At 63.5% G+C, this 21967-nt stretch carries 15 protein-coding genes and 2 pseudogenes; 10 read left to right on the top strand and 7 right to left on the bottom strand.

Annotated features, from left to right (window positions below; translation table 11 throughout):
- Nucleotides 1–11: 11 nt before the first annotated feature.
- Together IRI77_RS05820 and IRI77_RS05815 are read left to right on the top strand one after the other, a co-directional pair.
- The gene (locus IRI77_RS05820; protein WP_194451130.1) at nucleotides 12–1391 is read left to right on the top strand and encodes an efflux RND transporter periplasmic adaptor subunit; all 1380 of its coding nucleotides are present in this window, start codon (nucleotides 12–14) and stop codon (nucleotides 1389–1391) included.
- A gap of 19 nt (nucleotides 1392–1410) precedes the next feature.
- Nucleotides 1411–3282, top strand: coding sequence for a TolC family protein (locus tag IRI77_RS05815; RefSeq protein ID WP_194451129.1), 1872 nt, complete (start codon nucleotides 1411–1413; stop codon nucleotides 3280–3282).
- Nucleotides 3283–3308: 26 nt separating this feature from the next.
- Here the strand turns inward: IRI77_RS05815 and IRI77_RS05810 are convergent, their stop codons facing one another.
- Together IRI77_RS05810 and IRI77_RS05805 are read right to left on the bottom strand one after the other, a co-directional pair.
- Nucleotides 3309–4292, bottom strand: a complete 984-nt coding sequence (locus IRI77_RS05810) for a hypothetical protein (protein ID WP_194451128.1) — start codon at nucleotides 4290–4292, stop codon at nucleotides 3309–3311.
- Nucleotides 4205–5089 carry a phenylalanine 4-monooxygenase gene (locus IRI77_RS05805; RefSeq protein WP_228486616.1) on the bottom strand — a complete coding sequence of 295 codons (885 nt, stop codon included), beginning with the start codon at nucleotides 5087–5089 and terminating at the stop codon, nucleotides 4205–4207. The genes IRI77_RS05810 and IRI77_RS05805 overlap by 88 nt, the downstream gene beginning before the upstream one ends.
- 192 nt (nucleotides 5090–5281) lie before the next feature.
- Here IRI77_RS05805 and IRI77_RS05800 point away from each other — a divergent pair, with 192 nt between their 5' ends.
- A complete protein-coding gene (locus tag IRI77_RS05800; protein WP_194451126.1) occupies nucleotides 5282–6379 on the top strand; it encodes a homogentisate 1,2-dioxygenase in 1098 nt (365 codons plus the stop codon).
- On the opposite strand, the gene IRI77_RS05795 is transcribed toward IRI77_RS05800, so the two are convergent.
- From IRI77_RS05795 to IRI77_RS05780, 4 genes and pseudogenes are all read right to left on the bottom strand, one after another.
- Nucleotides 6376–8754, bottom strand: coding sequence for an ATP-binding protein (locus tag IRI77_RS05795; protein WP_194451125.1), 2379 nt, complete (start codon nucleotides 8752–8754; stop codon nucleotides 6376–6378). The two genes, IRI77_RS05800 and IRI77_RS05795, sit on opposite strands and share 4 nt — an antisense overlap.
- A 252-nt stretch (nucleotides 8755–9006) precedes the next feature.
- On the bottom strand, nucleotides 9007–9279 hold the full coding sequence (locus tag IRI77_RS05790) for a hypothetical protein (protein ID WP_194451124.1): 273 nt from the start codon (nucleotides 9277–9279) through the stop codon (nucleotides 9007–9009).
- Nucleotides 9276–10424 (bottom strand): N-acetylglucosamine-6-phosphate deacetylase, encoded by a 1149-nt coding sequence (locus IRI77_RS05785; RefSeq protein ID WP_194451123.1) that lies wholly within the window; start codon nucleotides 10422–10424, stop codon nucleotides 9276–9278. The genes IRI77_RS05790 and IRI77_RS05785 overlap by 4 nt, the downstream gene beginning before the upstream one ends.
- A 229-nt stretch (nucleotides 10425–10653) precedes the next feature.
- Nucleotides 10654–11592, bottom strand: a pseudogene (locus IRI77_RS05780) (branched-chain amino acid transaminase).
- Between the two features lie 37 nt (nucleotides 11593–11629).
- On the opposite strand from IRI77_RS05780, the gene IRI77_RS05775 reads away from it, so the two are divergent.
- The 6 genes and pseudogenes from IRI77_RS05775 (at nucleotide 11630) to IRI77_RS05750 (ending at nucleotide 16770) form a co-directional block, all read left to right on the top strand.
- A complete protein-coding gene (locus IRI77_RS05775) occupies nucleotides 11630–13006 on the top strand; it encodes a M48 family metallopeptidase (RefSeq protein ID WP_194451122.1) in 1377 nt (458 codons plus the stop codon).
- 11 nt (nucleotides 13007–13017) lie between these two features.
- Nucleotides 13018–13230: an HAD hydrolase-like protein gene (locus IRI77_RS38560; RefSeq protein WP_194451121.1), complete on the top strand. Its 213-nt coding sequence runs from the start codon at nucleotides 13018–13020 to the stop codon at nucleotides 13228–13230.
- On the top strand, nucleotides 13130–13639 hold the full coding sequence (locus tag IRI77_RS05765; RefSeq protein WP_407674104.1) for an HAD family hydrolase: 510 nt from the start codon (nucleotides 13130–13132) through the stop codon (nucleotides 13637–13639). The genes IRI77_RS38560 and IRI77_RS05765 overlap by 101 nt, the downstream gene beginning before the upstream one ends.
- A gap of 107 nt (nucleotides 13640–13746) precedes the next feature.
- A pseudogene (locus IRI77_RS05760) lies at nucleotides 13747–14085 on the top strand (PadR family transcriptional regulator); the annotation flags it as partial.
- Nucleotides 14082–14957 carry a permease prefix domain 1-containing protein gene (locus IRI77_RS05755; RefSeq protein ID WP_194451119.1) on the top strand — a complete coding sequence of 292 codons (876 nt, stop codon included), beginning with the start codon at nucleotides 14082–14084 and terminating at the stop codon, nucleotides 14955–14957. The pseudogene IRI77_RS05760 and the gene IRI77_RS05755, both read left to right, overlap by 4 nt.
- Before the next feature lie 49 nt (nucleotides 14958–15006).
- On the top strand, nucleotides 15007–16770 hold the full coding sequence (locus IRI77_RS05750; protein WP_194451118.1) for an FtsX-like permease family protein: 1764 nt from the start codon (nucleotides 15007–15009) through the stop codon (nucleotides 16768–16770).
- Nucleotides 16771–16973: 203 nt separating this feature from the next.
- On the opposite strand, the gene IRI77_RS05745 is transcribed toward IRI77_RS05750, so the two are convergent.
- The gene (locus tag IRI77_RS05745; RefSeq protein ID WP_194451117.1) at nucleotides 16974–19592 is read right to left on the bottom strand and encodes a DUF6600 domain-containing protein; all 2619 of its coding nucleotides are present in this window, start codon (nucleotides 19590–19592) and stop codon (nucleotides 16974–16976) included.
- Nucleotides 19593–19756: 164 nt separating this feature from the next.
- On the opposite strand from IRI77_RS05745, the gene IRI77_RS05740 reads away from it, so the two are divergent.
- Nucleotides 19757–21949, top strand: a complete 2193-nt coding sequence (locus IRI77_RS05740; protein WP_194451116.1) for a glycosyltransferase family protein — start codon at nucleotides 19757–19759, stop codon at nucleotides 21947–21949.
- Nucleotides 21950–21967: the final 18 nt, after the last annotated feature.

Here is a 21967-nt window from a genome sequence, read left to right as displayed (position 1 = left end):
AGCGAAGAGTTATGCCCGACAGCGAACAGAAGACCGCACACCACGGCCACGACCCCGTCGCAGCCGAGCGTGAAGCCCTGCTGCGAGCCGAGATCGCAAAGCTGAAAGAGCGCGCGGCCCGCGCCGCCGACGCCACCGATCACAACGTGCGCCCCGGCCGCCGTCCGTCCTCCAAAGCCGTACTTGGAATTGCCATCCTGGCCGCCATCCTCCTCGGGGTCGGCTTCACGACAGGCTATTTGCCCAAGGTCCGCCGCACCGAATCGATCACCGCCGAGACCAAGGCCGACACGGAAGCCCGCCCCACCGTGAGCACCGCCTTGGCGAAGCGTAGCGACACCGCGATCGATCTCGACCTGCCCGGCAGCATCCAGGCGGTCACCGAGGCGCCGATCCTGGCTCGCGCAGATGGATACTTGAAGCGCCGTCTGGTCGACATCGGAGACCGCGTGTCCGCAGGCCAGTTGCTGGCCGAGATCGAAGCTCCGGAGCTGGACAACCAGGTGCAGCAGGCCAAGGCCGCGCTGCAGCAGTCGTATGCCGCATTGGAACAGGCCACCGCCAGCCTGGAGCAGTCCCGCGCCAATGAACAACTGGCCCGCATCACGGCCCAGCGCTGGAGCAACCTGTTGGGCAAAGGCGCCGTCTCCCGCCAGGACAACGACAACTATCAGGCGCAGTTCCAGGCACAAAGCGCGTTCGCCCGTGCCCAGGAGCGAGCCGTGGCCGCCGCCCGCAGCAATATCGAAGCCTCCAAGGCCAATCTCGAGCGCCTGAACCAGGTGCAGGGCTACCGCCAGGTGCGCGCTCCGTTCGCCGGCATCATCACGCTTCGCAATGTGGATGTCGGAGCCCTGATCAGCACCGGCCAGACGCTCCTCTATCGTGTCGCCCAGATGGGCACGCTCCGCACCTTCGTCAACGTGCCCCAGGCGTATGCCGACGTGATCAAGCCCGGTGTCGAGGCGGAGGTCGCGGTAGCCGACCTGCCCGGCCGCGTCTTCCACGGCAAGGTCGCCCGCTCCTCCAGCGCGCTGGATGCCTCCAGCCGCACGCTGCTCACTGAGGTGCAGATCCCCAACCAGGATGCAGCCCTGCTGCCCGGTATGTACGCGCAGGTGACGCTCAGCATCCGCCGCGTCAATCCTCCGCTGATCATCCCCGGCGACACGCTGCTCATCCGGCCCCAAGGGACCATGGTGGCCGTCGTCCGCCCGGACAACAGCATCCACTTCCAGAAGATCCTGGTGGGCCGCGACTTCGGCAAGGAGCTCGAAGTCATCAAGGGTCTGGAAGAGGGCCAGGCGCTGGTCGTCAACGCCAACGACTCCGTGCAGGAGGGCGTCAAGGTGAAGACCGTGAAGCTGAAAGAGGACGGCGCCAAGCGCTGAGCAGGTGGCCATCAAACGCATGCAACTCCCCAGGCAATCGACAGTTTGGCTCGCCGTGTGCCTGCTGGCGCAAAGCACCTTGTTCGCCGGCGACGGTGGTGTGCTGCAGACCTTCAAACGGCCTTATCTCGCACCGGTGCGGCAAGCTCCTGTCCTCACTAACTCACCGCGCTTTGAACAGCTGCTGCGAGCCGGGAATCTCTACCTGACGCTCGAGGACGCGGTTCAACTGGCCATCGAGAACAATCTGGACGTAGAGATCCAGCGCTATGCCCGGGCCACGGCGGATACGGACCTGCTGCGCACGCGGGGCGGGGGACTGACGCGCGGCCTCTCCCTGAACCTCTCAGAGATGCCCGCCGGCGTAGGCGGCCCCACCAGCCAGTTGCTGACCAGTTCGTCGCGCATTATTCCCGGCACCTCGGTTTCCACGAATCCGTTGGAAGTGGGGGCGCTGGGCGTGGTTCAGACCAACCTCAGCATTACGGGCGCGACCGCGCTCTCCACCGGCAGCGCGATCCCGGTCTTCGATCCGTTCCTCAGCGGCAATTTCAACTATTCGCATCTCAGCACTCCGCAGACCAACCTGGCCGTGGCGGGTGCGCCCAATCTGATCACTGGCAACACTTCAGCGGGCCTGGGCTACCGGCAAGGCTTCGGCTCCGGCGCGGCCGTCAGTGCGGCGTTCACGAACCTGCGCCAGACCACCAATTCCATTCGCGGCAGCTATAGCCCCTACACCGCCTCGGCCCTCACCTTGAACGTCACCCAGCCCCTGCTGCGCGGAGCCGGCTTCAGCGTGAACCGCCGCTTCCAGCGCCAGGCCGAGAACGAGCAGAAGATCGCAGACCTGCTCTTTCGACAGCAACTCATCAACACGGTTTACGGCGTATCCCGTCTCTACTACGACTTTGTCGCGTTGTATGAAGACGTGAAGGTGAAGGAAGAGACACTGCGCCTCGCCCAGAAGCTCTTCGACGACACGAAGGCGCAAGTGGACGAAGGCGCGCTGGCGACGGTGGAAATGGCTCGTGCCAACGCGCAGGTCTTCTCCACACGTCTCGATCTCGAACGCGCCCGCGGTTTGTTGGAAGAACAGGAAGTGATCGTCAAGACGGTCCTGACGCGCCGCGGGTCGGAAGACGACATCGTCCGCAAGGCCCGCATCATCCCTATGGGTACGCTCGCCCTGCCGCCGGAAGAGAACCGCGAATCGCCGGAGCTGGTGAGCATCGCGGCGCAAAACCGCCCCGATCTTTCCACTGCCGCGCTGCAGATCGCCAACTCGGAACTCTCCCTGAAAGGCTCGCGCAATGCGCTGAAGCCGCAGGTGGACATCGTCGCCTTCGCCACCAACAACGGTTTGGCCGGCGACGTGAATCCTGTGGCCGTCACACCCGATTCGACCTTCATCGGCAGCTACGCCAGCGCGCTGGGACAGATCTTTCGTCGGGATTACCCGTCCTACGGAGCCGGCCTCCAGATCGACCTGCCGATGCGCAACCGTGTGGCGCAGGCCGATGTGGCTCGCGACGAGATCCAGTTCAAGCAGACGAAGATCCGTGAACAGCAACTGCGCAATCAGGCCCGGCTGGAAGTGGAAGACGCTCTAATTGCCCAGCGCCGCGCCAAGGCGGCCTATGAAGCGGCGATCCAGGCCCGCGTCTACCAGGAAGAGTCACTGAAGGCGGAGCAGGCGAAGTTTGAGGTGGGCGCCTCGACCAGCTACCTGGTGATCCAGTTCCAGAGCTTCCTGGCGCAGGCCCGGTCGACGGAAGTGGCGGCCAGAGGAGCGTATGTGAAGGCCCGGGCGGCCCTCCAGCGCGCCACGGGCACGATCCTGGCGGACTACAACATCTCGGTGGAAGCGGCGCACCAGGGCGCGCGGTAGGGCATAAATCGCGGATCGCGGCGAGATTACCGGATCTGCACCCACTCCACCGTCCGCGTTGGCCTTTTCCAGATCACCGCCCGAGGCCCGTCCACGCCCGCCAGGACAGCCCCTCGCGGGACCACCGGCGTGCCCGGCACCACCACCCACGTCCCCGAGTCCCGCTTCAGCCGCATCAGCCGGTAGGGTGTATCCAACTGCTCCAGCTCATTCCGGCCGCGTTGCGGCATGAGCCCGTAGATCGCTCCGTCCGGCGCCGCCGCAAACGACATCTGCGACTTGCCCTGCTGCGCCAGCGGAACAGGCCACGTCACCACTTCCGAAGTTTTCGTGTCGAACTCCAGCACAGCTGCCGCATTCGGGACCCAGGCGGCCATGTGCCCGGCCGCCTCCGCCAGCATCGCGGGCGAACCGGCGGGGCCCGTCTCATGCGCCTGCCGGGGCTCGTCCGCATCCGAGCCGATCAGCCGCACCCTCTTGCGAGGCAGGATCCCCCACGGCCCGGAAGCCGGTCCCGATAGACGGTGGAACAGCGACTCTTCCAGGCCAGGACCCAGGCACCAGATCCCCGTCGCCGGGTCCGACGCCAGCCGGAAACACAACACGGCATCCAGTGTCAGGAAGCCCGGCTCCCCTTGCAGGGGATATAGCGCCAGGACCCGCGAACTCGCGCCCAGCGGATACAGCGCGGCCATTGAAACCAGCAGCGTGCCGTCGCCAGTCAACGCGAAATCGTGCACCTCCACCCGCCGCATATCCTTCAAACCGGAACCCGCCTCCACTGTGCGCTCCAGTTGGCCATCCCGGGTCCGCACCACCAGATGGCCGCCTTTCGGCGACGATTCCAGCGAAACGATGTGGTTGCTCTGGAACTTGACCTCCAGCGTCTGGTCAGACAGGCGGAACTGGGCCGCCGCCGTGGTCAGGCCCAGTAGAAGCTGCGCAAATCCTCGAGCGAGAGCGCGGGTTCGCCAGGAGCCACGTGATCCAGCTTGCCGGCCAGCATCCATTCTTCGAGCTTACCCACTAGCTCGTACAGATGCTCAAATCCTTCGACCACGAACAGCAAAGGCTGGAAGTGATCGATCGCAAACGATTGGTGGATCATCCACTCCAGGCAGGCCTCGCTCCGCTGCACTTCGGGGGACTCGAGGGCATGCGGCAGCTCGCTGTGGGAGCTCAGCAGTCCGCTGCCGTAGGCGCGCAGGCCGCCGGGTGTGCGCAACAGTCCGAATTCCACCGTGAACCAGAAGAACCGCGCCATGGCCTTCACAATCGACGACAGGCGCTCCAGGCGCAGATTCTCGTCATGGATCCCAGCCGCAATCCCGGCGGCCGTATGGGCGCAGTCTCCGAACCGCACCAGCGTCTCGGCAAAGTCCCGATGCGTGTGCATCGGCACGTGGCCCGCGATGTCGTGGAAGATGTCCGGCTCAGGCAGGTAGTCGAGCGAGTCCAGCGACCGGATGGTCACGGTGGTCGGGAACTCCCGCCGCCGCAGGCAGTCGAAGAACAGGAACGGAGGAACGTAGCCGCTGACGGCGCGAGCCTGAAACCCCGTCAAGGGCGCCAGGAACTGGTTCACGTCCTCCAAACGAGGGACTCGGGACGCATCCAGCCGGAGTGACGCCTGCCCCTCCAGGAAGTGCGGATTCGCATACCGCGCCCACCTGGGCTGCATGCGGGCATACAGAGACCGCCACGCCGCGTGATTCTCTTCGCTATACAGTTCGTACGGTTGACGGATGAAGAGCTGGTCGCGGGCACGAGCATCTTCGATGAACGGAGCAGCGGTCGTGGTGAGCATCCCGAGCACCTCTCTGTTGACTTGAAAGTAGCACCACCTCATTGTGGTGTCAATTGGAGAGTGCTAGGATTTTCACAAAGGAGGGGCGGAAACAGCGATCAGCCTTCCGCTACCGGCTGTCAGCCTGGGCAGTCATCGACGTGTTCCAGCACTGACCGCCGAAAACCGGCGCCTGACCGCTGCCACTGAGCCATGTATCCACTCAAAAAGGGCAAAGTCCCCAACCAGGCGCATGTCGGAATCCCCGAGGGCACATTCGAAGAGGAGCACGGACGCAAGGGCTTCTTCGGCAAGACCGCCCACCTCTACCACGCCCATCCCCCCACGGGCTGGATCCGCTTCGAAGGTTCGCTGCGGCCCCACAAGTTCGATCTCAACGAGGCCAAGCCTAGCGACCTGACGGACCCGCGCGGCGTCCCACTGCCGTTCCTGGGCAATGCCGATGTCCGCCTCTCCGTCTCCCGCCGGCCCGCGCCCATGCCGTACTACTGCCGCAACGCCGACTGGGACGAGCTGTGGTTTGTCCATCGGGGGCAGGGCACAGTCGAAACCGACTTCGGCCCCCTGCCGTTCGAGCGCGGCGACTACCTGGTCATCCCACGGGCCGTCACCTACCGCATGGTGCCGGAGTCCACGGACAACTTCTTCCTGCTGGTCGAGTCCAAAGGAGAATTTGAGCAGCCCGAGAAGGGGCTCATCGGACAGCACGCCCTCTACGACCCCGGTGTGATCGTCGTGCCCGAGCCCGCTCCGCAGCTAGACGACAACCGCGAATGGGAGGTCCGCATTCTCGCCGACGGCGAATACTCCAGCGTCTTCTACCCCTGGAATCCCATCGACGTGGTCGGGTGGAAGGGCGACTTGACCGCCTGGAAGATCAACCTGCGCGACATTCGTCCGGTGATGAGCCACCGGGCCCACCTGCCGCCGAGTGTCCACACAACCTTTGTGACGAGCGGCGCCGTCGTCTGCAGCTTTGTTCCAAGGCCCCTGGAGGAGGACGCCGACGCCCTGCGCGTACCGTTCTTCCATCGCAATACCGACTACGATGAGTTCCTCTTCTATCACGACGGCGACTTCTTCTCGCGCGACAACATCCGCGCCGGCATGGCGACGCTGCATCCGCGTGGCATTCACCATGGGCCCCACCCCAAGGCTCTAGCCAATCAGAGGCAGAAGACTCATACCGACGAGTACGCGGTCATGCTGGATGGCCTGAATCCGATCCGTGTGCTGGAAGGCGGGCAGGCGGTGGAGGATCCTGATTACTGGCGCAGTTGGCAAGGTTAATGCCCGGAACTGGACTCCGGCACGCCATCCAGCAGATCGCGGATCCTGCCCAGCAGCGCCGCCGGAGAGAAAGGCTTCTCGATGGAAGGTGCGTCCAACGGCTGTGTCCGCAGGCGCGCCGAGTAGCCCGACATGAGCAACACCGGGACGCCCGGGTACAAGTCGCTGAACCGCGCCCGCAGCTCCAACCCGCTCATGTGCGGCATCACGACATCCGTCAGCAGCAGGTGGATGGGCCCGGTTGCCTGGCGTGCCGCTTCCAGCGCCGAATTCGGGTCTGCCGTCTCCACCACCTGATATCCATGCAGCCGCAGCAGACCGCAAACAAACTTCCTGACTGCTTCATCGTCCTCAGCCAGCAGGATCGTCTCGCTGCCCTTGAGAATCCGGTGGGCCTCCGGCGCACGCTCATCCTCTCCCACGTCAGTCTCCAGCACCGGCAACAGGATCTTGAACGAGGTACCTTGCCCCGGTTCGCTATACACGGAGATCAAGCCGCCGCACTGCTTCACGATGCCATAGACGGTCGAGAGCCCCAGTCCCGTGCCTTTGCCGACATCCTTCGTCGTGAAGAAGGGCTCAAAGATGTGCGTCATCACCTCGGGCGTCATGCCTTCGCCTGTATCGCTGACGGCCAACAACAGGTAGTCGCCCGCGGAGAGTCCGGCCAGCTCGTGTAGATTGCCTGGGTCCAGATGGAAGTCCGAAGTCCGCAACACCAGCCGTCCGCCGTTCGGCATGGCGTCACGGGCATTGATCGCCAGATTCACAATCACCTGTTCGAACTGTCCGGGATCGGCGTACGTCAGCGCCTTGCGGGCCTCAAGAAGCATTTCGAGTGAAACGTCTTCACCGATCAGCCGGCGCAGCATCTTCGCCACATCCCGCAGCCCGTCGTTGACGTTCATCTTCGCTGGCTGAACCTTCTGCCGCCGCGCAAACGACAGCAGTTGCCGGGTGAGGGAAGTCGCGCGAGTGGCCGCCCGCGCGATCTGGTCCAGGTAGGGGCCGGCGGGCTCGTTCGATTCCATACACATCCGCGCCAGGTCGGTGTTCCCGCCGATCACGGTCAGCAGATTGTTGAAGTCGTGCGCCACGCCGCCCGCGAGTTGGCCGATGCTCTCCAGTTTCTGTGCCTGCCGCAGTTGGGCCTCCAGTGACATTCGATCGGAGATATCCAGGAGGAATACCAACGTGAGGTCCTCGTCATTCGCACGAATGGGCGCAGCCGAAAGCTCCACGGGCAACTCCGTGCCGTCCTGGCGCAGAATCGTGAGTCCCTGCAGGTCACGAGGCTGGACAGCACCGCTGGCAAGCCGCGGCAGCGCCGGCCGGAACCGCTCCGGAAACAGCTCCTCAAACTTGATCCGTGCCAAATTCTCGGACGACCGGCCAAAGATCGTGGCGGCCCGCGGATTGGCGAACAGAATGGCGCCCGATTGCCCGAACTCGATCACGCCCTGCGGAGCGTTCTCGAACAATGTCCGGAAGCGGGACTCGCTTTCCCGCAGTGCCCGCTCGACGCGCATGCGCATCTCCAGGTCCCGCTGCAGCGCCTGATTGGCGAGCTCGAGCTTTCGCCGCGAATCATTCAACCGGATAATGGCGATCGCGGCCAGCACCAGGATCAACAGTGCCGCACCGATCAGGATCCGCTGCACCGTCAGGTAGTAGCGGTCCCGCATGGCCCCGGCCATGCGCGCCGCATAGCGACTGGAGATCACGGGATAGCTGGCAGCCAGCGCCGCCATCGTCCCATCCGAGGTCATCTCCTCAAACCGGTCGCGTAGAGCCTGGACCTCCGGCGCCACGGCATGCCGGGCAACCAGCGCGTACTCCCATTGCAGTTTCGTATCGATGGTCTGTAAACTGATGCCCCGGCACGCCGAATCACCGGCATACAACAGATCGCGGACAAAGATATTGGCAATGATGGCGGCGTCCGCCCGGCCTTGACACGCCGCTTCCACTGCTTTGACCGCCGATCCTTCCGGCATCATCTCAGAGCCCTGGAAGACGGCCGCCAGGGTCGGCAATGGGCCTGACGGCATGGCCAGCCGCTTGCCCTTCAAATCGCCGGTCGTGCGGATGTTGCTCGAGGTCGGGGTCAGAATGACGATTTCCGTCGACCACCAGGACGACGAAACAAAGAAGCGCTTACGCCGCTCGGGCGTGGAATACCCCGTAAGAATCAGGTCGAGGGAGCCCTGTGTCAGGTCTTCTTCGTTCTTTGTACGCGAACCGCCAAGCTTCCAGACCAGAGCAATTCCTTCGCGGCGCGCAGCTTCCTGCAGCATCTCCACCGCAAACCCGGTCGGCTTGCCCGCGGCGTCGATGCCGACCATCGGCGGAGCACTGCCGTATGCAACCGTCAATGATTTTCGGGAAGGCGCCCCTCCGCAACTCGCTGCCAACAGCGCGATGAGAAGGTGTCCAGTGAATCTGCGATATTTCGGACTGCAGCAGCGGTTCCCTAATTCAGGCATGAAACCACCAGGCCCTGGCGAAGACCGACCGAGGAGTACCACATGAAAAGAGCAGCGGTCAATAGTAGGATCGGGCGGACCTCATCCAGCTTGACGAATTAATGCGGACTCTCGCCCCGGCGAATATCCGCGACGCCGCGCCTAATAGATAAGCGGCTTCCCCGCCAAGGCTTCCAAAACCAGCAAGGCAATCAGCAACAGCCAGAAGCCACTGAAGACGCCGCCGGCGAGCAATGGCAGCCGGAAATACTGCATCAGCAGCAGGGCCGGGATGGCCAGCAGTGTCACCGCCAGCCCATAGCGCAGGTCCCCGCCAGGTCCCACGTCCGAACGAACAATGGGCGATCCGCGCCACAGGAGGAATACCCCCTGCGCCGCCGCCAATAGCCCGAAACTCCAAGCCAGCCGAATCACGCCGAAAAAACCAATTCTCCGTCGAGCCAGGTCTTCAACACCCGGATCGACTTGGCCGTTTTGTCGTACGAATACTCCACCACGTCGGCCCGCTCACCGGGCTGCAGGCCGCGCTGCCGCAAAGGCACGCGCCCCACTCGCGCCGGATTGCGGGTGGCCAGGGTGATCGCCTCGCTCAGCGTCACCCCGCACATCTTCATCAGGTTGCCGACTCCGGCGTCCATCCGCAGCGCGCTGCCCGCCAGGCGGTTCGTATCGTCGCGCAGCGTCACTTTGCCCTCTGGGTGCAACTGCACTTCCACCTCGCCCAGCATGTAAGGTCCGGGCTCGCACATCGCGGGCATCACCGCGTCGGTGATCAGGATGGCGCGCTCCAGTCCTTTCGACCGCAACGCCACGGTGAGAAAGCTCTTATCCAGATGAATCCCATCGACAATGAACGAAGCCGCCAGACGGTCGTCAGCCATCTGGTGCCACAGATAGTTCGGATGGCGCGGCAGCATGCCGTGGGCGCCATTGCCCAGGTGGGTGGAAAGCGTCGCTCCGGCACGCACCGCCGCATCGATCTGTTCGGCGTTGGCGTCCAGGTGACCAATGCTCACCACCACGCCCGTGCCTACGACATGTTCGATATATTTCGGAGCCTCGAGCCACTCCGGCGATACCGTCACCAGCCGTACGTTGCCTTCCGCGGCGTCCTGCCAGCGGTCGAACTCTTCCGTGTCCGGAGGCCGCACCTGGCGCAGGGGATGCGCGCCCCGTGCTCCTTCGTGCGGTGAAATGTGCGGACCTTCAATATGGAAGCCTTCCAGCGCTCGCCCGTACTTCAAACTACGCTTTGCCTTGGCAAGGTTCCGGATCGCACCCAGCATCTCCTCCCGTCCGCCCGTGATGACGGTAGGAAAGATGCGCGTCGTACCCGTCGAGAAGATCAGGTCCAGCGACCGTCCGATCTCTTCCATCGAAGCGGTGGGCGAGCAGTAATCGACCCCGGCGAAGCCGTTCACCTGGATGTCGATAAACCCCGGAGCCACATGGTTCAGTCCCTCCGGTGTACGGACGAACTCTTCCACACTCTGCAGGACTGCGCTGCCCGTGATCTCGACAGCGGCGCCCCGGTTGGCGTCAAACCCGGAACATTTCATGGCTGTTTTGTATTATCCACAGATTGTCCACACGGCCGCTCCTGCAACCACCTGAAAACAAAAGCGGATTTTCTTGTTGAAAAGGGTTCGGAGGCAGGTGGAAAAGCCTTCCCACAAGGGGGGTGAACCCACTAGAGTGAAGACTGTTCGGCCGCGAGCCAAGTCCACAAAAGAAAATCTCGGGGGAGGTTGACATTGGGATCGGGTTCGCGGCCCGAATCATGTTTGGCTACTGTGCTTCCACGGGCTGGGGCACCGGAGTGAGCCAGCCGTGCTTGTCTTCCGACTTGCCTTCGACGAGCTCAAAGAAAGCCCGCTGGATCTTCTCCGTGATCGGTCCGCGATGGCCTGCGCCAATCTGGATGCGGTCGACCGAACGGATGGGCGTGACCTCGGCGGCCGTGCCCGTGAAGAACACTTCGTCGGCAATGTAGAGCATCTCCCGGGGGATGACGGTCTCCACGATCGGGAGGCCCAGATCCTGCGCGATAGTCACCACGGTGTCCCGTGTGATGCCCGGCAGGACGCTGGAGCCCAGCGGCGGCGTGTGAATCTTGCCGTCGCGGATCACGAAAGATATTTTTCACCCGAGCCTTTCGCTCACGCGGCCCTCGCTGTCGAGCGCGATGCCTTCGGCGTACCCGTTGTGGTGCGCCTCCATGCGGATCAACTGCGAGTTCATGTAGTTCGCGCCGGCCTTGGCCAGTGTTGGCAAGGTGTTGGGCGCAATCCGGTTCCAGGACGAGATGCAGACATCCACGCCCTGCGCCATGGCGTCTTCGCCCAGGTACTTGCCCCATTCCCAGCAGGCCAGATAGACCTCCGTGGGATTGTTCACGGGCAGCACCCCCACGCCGCCGTAGCCGCGCAGGATAATGGGACGGATGTAGCAGGAACGAAGCTTATTGACGCGTACAAGCTCGATTTGAGCCTCAACCAGAAGTTCCAGAGAGAAGTCGACTGGAACCCTGTAGATCCTGGCTGAATCCAATAGGCGGCGGGTGTGCTCACGAAGTCGGAATATGGCAGGTCCGTTCTGAGTCTCATAGCAACGAACACCCTCGAATACCGAGCTGCCGTAGCTAACGACATGCGACAGGACGTGAATCTTCGCTTCATCCCAGCCAATGAAGCGCCCGTTGTGCCATATTTTTTCTGTAGGCGTCATAGAATCATTATGCCAGCATCGAAAGGAGAGGGTGCCGATGCGTAGACGTTTGATGGTTGTATCCCTGTTCACCGCAGTGGTCCTACTGGCTGCCAATCAAAGGAAGTTACCCAAGCCGAGTTGGCCGAACTTCTTCAGCAAAGAGCAGGATGTCCAGATGGGCCGCGAGTACGCGCAACAGGTCGAGCAGCAGATGACCGTTGTGCAGAACAAGGAACTGACCGACTACATCAACAAGATCGGCGAACGCCTGGTGAAACAGGGCGGCCTGGACGACTACCCCTACTTCTTCAAAGTGGTGCAGGAACCCAGCATCAACGCCTTCGCTCTGCCCGGCGGACCCATGTTCGTGCACACCGGCCTGATCAAGGCGGCCGATAACGAAGCCCAGATCGCCGGCGTGCTCGCCCACGAGCTCTCTCACGTGGTGCTGCGTCACGGTACGAACCAGGCCTCCAAGGCCCAGCTCATTCAGTTGCCGGCGATGCTCGCGGGCGCGGTGGCTGGCGGAACCCTGGCCGGTCAGCTCGCCCAGTTGGGCATCGGCCTCGGCGCCAACTCCGTGCTTCTGAAATTCTCCCGGGGCGCCGAAAGTGACGCCGATCTGCTCGGCGCGCACACCATGGCCAAAGCCGGCTACAACCCCCTGGAACTGGCTCGCTTCTTCGAGAAGCTCGAAGCCGAAATGGGGAAGTCCGGCAGCAGCAAGTTCGCCCAGTTCATGTCCGACCACCCGAATCCGGGCAATCGCGTCAAGGCGATCGAGGACCAGTTGCCCTACATGGCCCGCGGCCCCTACAGCTCCCAGATGGGCGACCTGAAGCGCATGCAGGCCTTCGTCGATGGACTGCCGGCCGCCCCCAAGAAGGCCGCCAAGGGGCAGGGAAGCAGCGCAGGTGCGACGGCCCCTGCCCAGTTGCCCAACGCCCAAAAGCCGGCCAGCGTCCCGGTCTCGTCCTCCATGAAAACCGCCCAGTCGAACGGCCTCACGCTTTCTTACCCGTCCAACTGGCAGGAGACCACCGAACAGAACTCACTCACCCTGGCGCCGGCGGAAGGCCGCGTCCAGTCGTTCATCGGATACGGCGTGATGGTGAACCTCGCCCAGGCGCCTTCGGGTCAGAAAGTGGATCTCCAGCAGGACACCCAAAAACTGCTCCAAAGCATGGCGCAACAGAACGCGGGCATGAAAGTGGTCGAGCAGCCGCAACAGGTGACCATCGGCGGATCCAAGGCGCTGGTGACCAAGCTCGGCTCGGACTCGCCGTACGCGGGCACCAGGGAAGTTGACATCGTGGTGACCATCGACCGGGGCACGTCGCTCTTCTACCTGGTCTTTGTTGCCCCAGAACCGGATTATGCGAAATTGGAGCCGGTCTTCCAGCAGATGACTCGGTCGATCCGCTTCCAATAGTGCTTCATGAAATGCATTCACAAATAGAAGCTATCCTCTTCGATTTCGATGGGGTTTTGGCTGACACTGAACCGCTCCACTGGGCCTGCTGGAACGAGGCCCTGCAGACTACTGGGCGTCTCCATCTCGTGGGAAGCCTACAGCGCCAACTGCATCGGCATCTCGGACCGAGCCTTCCTCGAAGCGCTGGGGCGAGTCTCGATTCCACCTCGGCCATTGGATGAACTGTGGCCCACTTATCCATTGAAAAAAAAGCTATTTGCGGAACGGGCGACCAGCGGAAATATCGTCTCGGACGAGACCAAAGCGCTGCTGCAAGATCTTAGCGGCATTCCACTTGCTGTCGTTACTTCCAGTGCTACATCAGAGATCAGCGCGATCTTGAAGGCAGAGAAGATCTTAGACTGCTTCCAGGCCACTGTCTACGGCGACGAGGTCACGAACCTTAAACCACATCCTGAACCCTACCTGACCGCCATGCAGCGGCTAGGCGTCAACTCGGCCATCGTGCTGGAGGATTCCGGTCCGGGCATGGCCAGCGGCCGCGCCGCCGGCTGCGAAGTGATTGAAGTGAAACACGCCAGCGATGTGCCAGGCTTGCTCCGCGCCCGGCTCAACGGCCAGCTGGGATAGCCCGTTCGGCTCGCCGGAAACTTGTTACAACGTCTCCTGTTGCTTTCCCAATAGAGAAGCAATAAGCTTCTTGTTGGTTACCCAATGGAGACCCGAAATCACAAAACCGGACCGACGTTCCGCAAGGCAGCCTCGCCTTGATGGTCCTCAAGACACTCGAAGTCCTGGGGCCGCTGCACGGTTACGGCCTCTCGCGCCGCATCAGCCAGATCAGCGGCGAGTTGCTCTTCGTCAACCAGGGAACACTCTATCCCTTGCTCCTGAAACTCGAACAGGAAGGCGCAATCGCTTCCGCCTGGGGCACGTCGGAGAACAACCGCAAAGCCCGCTACTACGAACTGACCGAAGCCGGCCGCCGGCAACTGCAGGCCGAGACCGAACACTGGGACCAGACTGCGGCCATCATCAGCCGCTTCTGTAAGGTGACGGCCGGAGACCTGTCATGAGGCCGCTCCGCCGCTGGTTCTCTCGCGTCTCCGGGTTCCTGTCCGCTCACCGCCAGGAGCAGCGCATGCGCCGGGAATTCGAGGCTCACCTCGAAGAGTCGACCGAGGACTACATCCTCAGCGGCCTGTCTCCGGAGGAAGCCCGCCGGCAGGCCCGAATCGACTTCGGCCCCATCGAATCCGTCAAGGAATCGTACCGCGACCAGTTCGGACTTCCGGCGATATCCGCCATCGGGTCGGACATCGTCTTTGGCTGGCGGCAACTGAAGAAGCACCCCCTGGCAAGCACCGCCGCGATCCTGTCGCTCGCCTTGGCCGCCGGCGCGACCACCACATCATTCCGTCTGGTGGACGCTCTCTTCCTGAGGAACTTGCCCGTCTCCGAACCGAACCGGCTCTTCTACCTCGAGACCACCTTTGTTGACCGCGAGGGCCGTCCGGACACGATGGACGATTTCGACTATCCCACCTTCCTCCGCTACCGAGAAACCCTGAAGAATCAGGCGGATCTCATGGTGGTCGGAATGACCTCACGCCAGGACCTCCAGTTCGGCGCGGACCAGGATGCGGAAAAGGCATGGCGCCAGTTCGTCTCCGGCAACTTCTTCACCATCATGGGGCTACAGCCGGCAGCGGGCCGGTTGCTGATGCCGGACGATGATCGAGCCCCTGGCGCGGGCCCGGTAGTGGTGATCTCGTACGATTATTGGACCCGCCGCTTTTCGCGCGATCCGAAAGCCGTCGGCAACACCTTCCGCATGGCCGGCGGGCAGTACGAAATCATCGGGGTCGCCCCGGAGGGCTTCACCGGCACCGAACCCGGCGAAGTCACTGATCTCTTTGTCCCCGCGACCATGAACGTACAGCCTTGAACAGCCCGGCTGGAGCTGGTTCCGAACCTGGCTTCGTCCGCGTCCGGGCTTGACCGCCGAACAGATCCGGCAGCCGCTGCAACAGGTTTTCGCCGCGGAGCAGCAGGAGCGTATCAAGACCCTCCACACCGGGACACCGCAGAGTGTCATCGACAACATGCTCAACCAGCGGGTTCTCCTGCAGCCCGCCGCCGCCGGCGCGTCTCATCTGCAGAGGCAATACCGGCGGCCGCTGCTCATTCTCAGCACGCTGGTAGTGCTCGTCCTGTTGGTGGCCTGCGCCAACGTCGCCGGCCTGCTGATGGCCCAGGCGGAAGCCCGGGCCAGGGAATTGGCGTTGCGGGTTTCCATCGGAGCCGGCCGCGGCCGGTTGTTGCAACTGCTGCTCATCGAGAGTTTGATGATCGCCGTGGCTGCCGCCGGCCTGGGGCTGCTTTTCGCCGAATGGGGTGCACCCGCCGTCACGGGCCTGTTGCGGGTTCCGGCCGATCCGGTGCGCATGGTCCTGCATACCGGGTGGAGGGACTTCGCGTTCAGTCTCGCCTTGGCGCTGGCCGTCAGTGTATTGTTCGGTCTCATTCCGGCATTGCGTGCCTCCGCGGCCGATCCCATCCAGGCACTCAAAGGCATCCGGGCCACGCAAACGCGGCGGCCGGCGATGAACACGCTGCTGGCGGCCCAGGCGGCGTTCAGCGTGTTGGTGTTATTCATCGCCGGGCTCTTTGCCGCCACGTTCCAGAAACTCTCGAACCTGCCCCTTGGCTTCTCGCCCGAGCATGTACTGGTGTTGAACACGAGTGCCGCCACGCGCCAGGATTGGGCGCAGGCCGCCGGCCGGCTCCGCGAGCAGCCGGGCGTCGTTTCCGCCACGGCCGCAGGCTGGCCGCTGCTCTCGCAAAACCACTGGACGGCGGCCGTCCGCGTGCCGGGCCGTGCGGACGACAACAGAAAATCGCCCTACTTCCTGGGTGTCAGCCCTGGTTTCTTCGACACCATGCGCATAGGCATGATCAGCGGCAGGGATTTCCGCCCGGGCGACGAGGCGCCCCGCCTGGACGAAGCAGGTCAGGTTGTCGCTGGGACCGGCATCGTGAATGAAATGTTCGCCCGCGTCTATTTCCATGGTGCCAACGCGACGGGCCAAGTCGTCCATATGTTGCAGGGTAAGGACAAACGCGTGCCGGTGGAGATCATCGGGGTCGTTCGGGACACGGCGTATGGCGATCTGCGGGAACCCCTTCGCCCGACAGTTTTTGTCCCCATAGGCTCGCGAGACAACGCGGCGCTGCTGGTCCGGACGGCGTCCGACCCGTTGGCCCAGGCACCGGGCCTGCGGCGAGCCCTTCAGGGTGCGTCCTCCGGCCTGCGGGTCCGCAACATCGAAGTCCAGGAGAACTTCGTGCGCTGGCACCTGGTGCGTGAACGGCTGCTGGCCAGTCTGTCAGCGTTCTTCGCGCTGATCGCGCTGGTGCTGGCGGCCATCGGCCTCTACGGCACCCTGAACTCATCGGTAACGCTGCAGCGCCGCGAGATCGGCATCCGCATCACCTTAGGAGCCCAAACGGGTGAAGTAGTGAAATCGGTCACCGGCAGCGCGGCGTGGATGCTGACGCTGGGAGGAGCAGCCGGGCTGTTAGCCGGAATAGCGAGTTCAAGGCTGATCGAGAAGCTGCTGTTCAACGTAAAGGGGACAGACCCGGCGTCGCTAGCGGCACCCATCCTGATCCTAGCCGCAACCGCCGCAGCCGCCGGACTCCCCCCAGCCCTCCGTGCGTCCAGGATCGATCCGGCCGAAACTCTACGAAGTGAGTAGGGGCTATCCCACTTGATACTCAACTTCCGATAAACGTTATTATGTCAACTAACGATAGACGGAGATCGCCCAGGATGGGCCCGCCTCCGAAAGGACCTTGGCCTAGACGGACAGAATCAGCAACCAAAAAAAAATGGGCCGGTCCCGCAGGTTGCGCCCGCCGCCGGCCCCTGAGGGAATCTCGCAATCAGTCTGATTAAAATCTACCGGCCACGGCCGCCGCCGCCACTGCGTCCGCCGCCTCCACCACCACTGCTCCGGGAAATGCCCCCGCCTCCGCCGCTGCTCCGGCCAAAGCTGCCGCTGTTTCCGCTGAACCCGCCGCCGCTATGCGAGGTGCTGCTGCCGCCGCGGGACGAACCGAAGCTGGGCGAACTCGACGACTGCCGCATCGACCCCATGCCAAACCCGCCGCTGTTGCCACTATAAGCGCTGGAGTTGTCCATCGACTGCCGAGTCGCACCCGACCCAAACCCGCCGCTGTTCCCGCTAAAGCCGCTACTCTGCGGCTCCGCTTCGGAACGGGGTGTCGAGCTCATCCCGAAGCCGCCGCTGTTCCCGCTAAACGACCCGCCTCCGGCTACCGCCGTCGAGCCAGATCCGAAGGCCGAGTTGCCGCTCGCCATCGGTTCGGAATCGGAGTTGCCCTTACCGCCGCTCCGGCTGGGCGAAGCCTGCCTGGATTCGCCACCGCCGCGATCCCCTGACGAAGACGGCGCGCTGCGAGGAGCTTCCGTGCGCGGCGACTCGCTCCGTCCACCACCGCCGCCGCTCGAGGGCCGTGCGGTCTCCACCCGGGGCGATTCACTACGGGCTCCACCGCCGGACGACCGGCCCGGATCACTGTTCCGAGGCGTATCCGCCCTGGGCGATTCTGTCCGCGTCGATCCGCCGCCCGTCGACCAACGTGGTGACGGCGAGGCCTGTCTCGACGAATCCGTGCTGCGCGACGCACCGCCAGAGTCTGAAGTCCGGCCCGTCGACTGCTCGGAACGCGCTGCACCCGTCCGGCTGCCCGGATCCCCAAAGCGCTGCCACCCGCCCGTATTGGTCCGGTTCGATTCCTGCTCCGCCGGCCGGGTATTCGAGGGCTCCGCCGTGCGGCTTGCGCCGCCCGTGGTTTCCGCCGCCGTATGCGAGCTCATCCTCGGATCGCCAAACCGCTGCCACTCATTCCCGGCGCCCTGCGACTTCTGGCCGGAGCCATTGGACTCAGTCGTTTGCCGCCAACCACGACCCTCCCCCGCGCCAGACCGCGGCTCCTGGTTCGCTCCGCCCCGTGCGGGCTCCGCTGCCGTTGCAGACCGTCCGGCATTCGAGCGCGATTCCATACCACGCGTCGCAACATGTTCCAGCGTCTGGCGTTGCGTCTCAAAGGGCACCCGGTCTACTCGCGGAGCTGCCCTCCTGGTGTAGAACCGCTCCTGGTTTGTAGAGGCCGCCCGGCCCTGGACATAGCCGGAGTTCACTTCACGGTCGCTCCACCGCAGGCTTTCCCGTGTCGGGGCCACGGGCACCGCGCCCCGCGCCATATCAGCGCGGCTCAACTCCGCGGCCCCGGCGCGCATCGGCCGTCCGGCATAGCCGCGGCTGAAGTCGCTGCCATTCACTACCGTGACGCCGTTCTCGATCCGCGAATTGCGGTAGATGTTCGTCACATTGACGTTCGTCACGTAAGTCGACCGATTGTAGAAATTGACCGGATTGCGGTAGTTGCCGTAGTAACCGCGGCCCCACCAGCGATGCACCGGCTCAAACGGAGCCAGCGGGATCCAGCCCACCGCGCCCCACCCGAAGCCGACGCCGGCATTGAAACCGCCGTAGCTGTTCCAACCCACAAACCCAACCAGCGCAGGGCTCCAATAATGACGGGCGCCCACGCGCGCACCCGGATACCAGCACCAGCGTCCGCCGGCATTGTACCAGCGGCCATAGTGATAAGGAGCCCAGCCCCAAGGATCGTAGCTGACCCACGACCAGCCGTAGTAATCCATCCAGCCCCACCGGCCGTAGCGATAGGGCGCCCAGCCGGGAGCCACATACGGTCTCCACGACCAGCCATAGGGGGCGATATCCACCCATTCCCCATAGCCATCCAGATCTTCGGCGCCGTACACGTCACGGCTCACGTACTGATACGTATTGTTCGAGGTACGCGCCAGGTCCCGATCCCGCTGCTCATTGAACTGATCCCAATCGTCCTTCGGAATCGCACCAATCAACTGATACTCACTGTCGTTCGCATCCCCACGCACCTGCATGGTGCGGCCGGGACGCAGGCGCTGCACACCCTTGACGGAAGCGATGTCGGCTTCCCCGCTCCGGACCGTAAACTCGGCCATCCCGTCAGGATTCACCGTGATGCGATAGTTGCCGTTGGCCAACGGCCGCAACGCGGCGCCCGGCGTGGAGATCTCGATCTGGGCATCGCTGCCTTTCAAGGCGCTGAAGGTGACCAAGCCACGAGCCACCTGGATCTGATACTGTCCCTGGTCCAACTGCGAGAGACGGATTTCCGTATCGGCCGCCAGGCGGATCCGGTTATAGAAGTCGAGCTGAACCTCGGCGCGGGCGCCCGGGCCCGTCATCACGCGATCTTCCGCCAGCAACGGAGCGTTGATCGCGGCCGCCACCCAGTCGCCGGAATCTCCACGGCGTACCGATACGTCTCCATTCAGCAGGCTGACGCGCGCCACACCCCGGCCTGGACCTTCCGCCGTTTCGTCTTCCTGCTGCCCCGGAGGCGGGCCTTCCTGCTGAGCCAGTGCGGTTCCACTGAGCAATATGCCCGGTATGATCAGTGCCAGCAACCAGCGTTTCATCGCCTGAGGTTCCTTCGCCCTCATTTTCACCATATGCAATCTGCCATCCAAAACACAACTCACTGATTTCGCTATAATTACCCCGACGCGCCGGAGTCCGCGGCATGGCCGAAAACCACCACCTTGATCCAGAACCACCACTTCCATTCAGTGCTGCCCCGGATTTGAGCCGCTGGGCCGCCGCTGTGCTGCTCATCGCCGTCATTACCGGCTTCTACTGGAGGCTGGTTTTCACTGATCAGTACACCTGGCTGGGGGGCGAGGATACGGCTTCGCAGGTGTTGCCGTGGTTCCAATTCGAGGCCGGTGAATGGCACAAAGGCCACATCCCGCTTTGGGATCCCAACCTGTTCGGCGGACAGCCGCTGCTGGCCCAGGCTCAGCCCGGGGTTGCCTACCCCCTGAATTGGCTCCTCTTTTCCCTGCCCCTGCGCGACGGCTGGATCAAGCAGATCCACCTCCACTGGTACTTCGTCATCATTCACCTGATGGCGGCCTGGTTCGCCTACAAACTGTGCCGCGAACTCTCGTGCCGCCGCGCCGCCTCCGTCTTTGGGGCCGCCGTCTTCTCGCTCTCCGGCTGGCTGGGCGTGACGGAGTGGCCTCAAATGATCAACGGAGCCGTCTGGGCGCCGCTGGTCTATCTATATATGATCCGCGCGATGCGCGGCCGCCGTCCCTGGGTCCACTCGATCCTGGCCGGCTTCTTCCTGGGCATGGCCTGGCTCAGCGGGCATCACCAGATCCCCATCTTCGTCTCACTGAGCTGCGCCGCCTCGTGGATCTGGTTCCTGTCCTCCCGGTTGCGGCTGAATCCGCGCCAGTGGGCCGCCGCGTTTGTCCTCTTCTGGGGCCTGGCGGTGTCGACGGCCGCGGTACAGATTCTGCCGGCGCAGGAGTATGGAAAACTCTCGGTCCGCTGGGTGGGCGCGCCCGATGTCGTCACCTGGGACCAGAAGGTTCCTTACACCGTCCATATGCAGTACAGCCTGAACCCGGCGGCCCTCCTGGGCGTGATCTTTCCAGGCTGGAACGTTCACTCCGATCCGTTCGTGGGCGTCGCCGCGCTCTGCCTGGCCCTGCTGGCCATCGCGCTGGTCTGGAAGCGTTGGGAGACGCGCCTGTTCGCCGCCATCGCCCTGGGCGGGTTGCTCTACTCACTGGCTAACTACAACGCGCTGCACGGCTTACTCTACAGCCTGCTGCCTGTGGTCGACAAGGCGCGCAGCGCTTCGATGGCCATCTTCCTGTTCGGCTTCGGAGCTTCCATCCTCTCGGCATTGGGTTTGAATGCTCTTTTCAGTGAACAGGCCAGCCCCTGGCTGCGCCGCGCCGCCCTCACCGCAGTGGGTTTGGGCGTCCTTGTCTTCGCTACCCGTTTCGCCCTGATCAGTGTCCAGGGGATGCCGGGCGCGAACGGCGAACAACGCAGCCTGATGACCGGGCTGGCCGCCCTGCTGCTCGCCCTGTGGCTGCAGGGCCTGCGCCAGCAACAGATCGGCTGGCGTGCCGCCGCACTCTGCGCGTTGCTCCTTTTCGTGGTGGAGGTCAGCAGCCAGAACAGTTTCTATCAGCCGCATGTGTTTGAAAAGGAACGCATGGCCCGGCTGAACTCGATGCGGGAGCACGGCGACATCGCCCGCTTCCTGCGTCAGCAGCCGGGACTGCCCCGAGTCGACATCGACAGCGAGGCGATCGCCTACAATTTTGGCGACTGGTACGGCATTCCGCAGGCAGGCGGCTACCTCGCCAGCCTGACCCAGAACGTCCAGAATCTCGGAACGCACGAACCCGTGGTGAAGCGCCTGATGGGCATCTCGTACGCAGTGGGCAAAGCTCCAACGCAATTTCAAAAGGACGAGGTCTTCACCGGCTCCTCCGGCCTGAAGGTCTTCCACAACCCGGACGTGCTGCCGCGCGCCTTCGCCGTGCATCAGGTTACCCAGTTGACCGACCGGACTCAAACTCTGGCCGAACTGAACAAGTTGTCTCCGGACCTGGGCAGGAAGGCCTTTGTTTTCGAGGCCCCGCCGCAGGTGGCCGAGTGCGGCGGCGAGGATGAAGTCTGGGTTCGTTCCTACAACTCCGGCCGTATCGAACTGGCCGCGACTTTGCGCTGCCGCGGAATGGTCGTCCTGGCCGATACCTATTTCCCCGGCTGGGTGGCGAAAGTGGATGGCAAGACAACACCCATCCATGAGGTGGATGGCCTGGTCCGAGGCGTCGTCTGCGACAGCGGCACACATAACATCGAGTTCGTTTACCGTCCCATGAGCGTCATTTTGGGGGGCGCGCTGTCCTTCGGGTCGCTGCTGGCGGCGCTGGCCGCGCTGGTTATTTCCAAACGCAAGCGGTAACGTGCCTGCTGCGTGGAG

The sequence above is a fragment of the Paludibaculum fermentans genome, assembly GCF_015277775.1.
GTDB lineage: Bacteria > Acidobacteriota > Terriglobia > Bryobacterales > Bryobacteraceae > Paludibaculum > Paludibaculum fermentans.
This window is presented reverse-complemented; position numbering and strand designations above follow the sequence as displayed.

What these genes read in the sequence shown, in the direction of transcription:
- IRI77_RS38560 (WP_194451121.1), top strand. Translation starts at nt 13,018, where the DNA reads ATGCATTCACAAATAGAAGCTATCCTCTTCGATTTCGATGGGGTTTTG.
- IRI77_RS05785 (WP_194451123.1), bottom strand. Translation starts at nt 10,424, where the DNA reads ATGAAATGTTCCGGGTTTGACGCCAACCGGGGCGCCGCTGTCGAGATC.
- IRI77_RS05820 (WP_194451130.1), top strand. Translation starts at nt 12, where the DNA reads ATGCCCGACAGCGAACAGAAGACCGCACACCACGGCCACGACCCCGTC.
- IRI77_RS05745 (WP_194451117.1), bottom strand. Translation starts at nt 19,592, where the DNA reads ATGAAACGCTGGTTGCTGGCACTGATCATACCGGGCATATTGCTCAGT.
- IRI77_RS05805 (WP_228486616.1), bottom strand. Translation starts at nt 5,089, where the DNA reads ATGCTCACCACGACCGCTGCTCCGTTCATCGAAGATGCTCGTGCCCGC.
- IRI77_RS05800 (WP_194451126.1), top strand. Translation starts at nt 5,282, where the DNA reads ATGTATCCACTCAAAAAGGGCAAAGTCCCCAACCAGGCGCATGTCGGA.
- IRI77_RS05755 (WP_194451119.1), top strand. Translation starts at nt 14,082, where the DNA reads ATGAGGCCGCTCCGCCGCTGGTTCTCTCGCGTCTCCGGGTTCCTGTCC.
- IRI77_RS05775 (WP_194451122.1), top strand. Translation starts at nt 11,630, where the DNA reads ATGCGTAGACGTTTGATGGTTGTATCCCTGTTCACCGCAGTGGTCCTA.
- IRI77_RS05815 (WP_194451129.1), top strand. Translation starts at nt 1,411, where the DNA reads ATGCAACTCCCCAGGCAATCGACAGTTTGGCTCGCCGTGTGCCTGCTG.
- IRI77_RS05810 (WP_194451128.1), bottom strand. Translation starts at nt 4,292, where the DNA reads ATGGATGCTGGCCGGCAAGCTGGATCACGTGGCTCCTGGCGAACCCGC.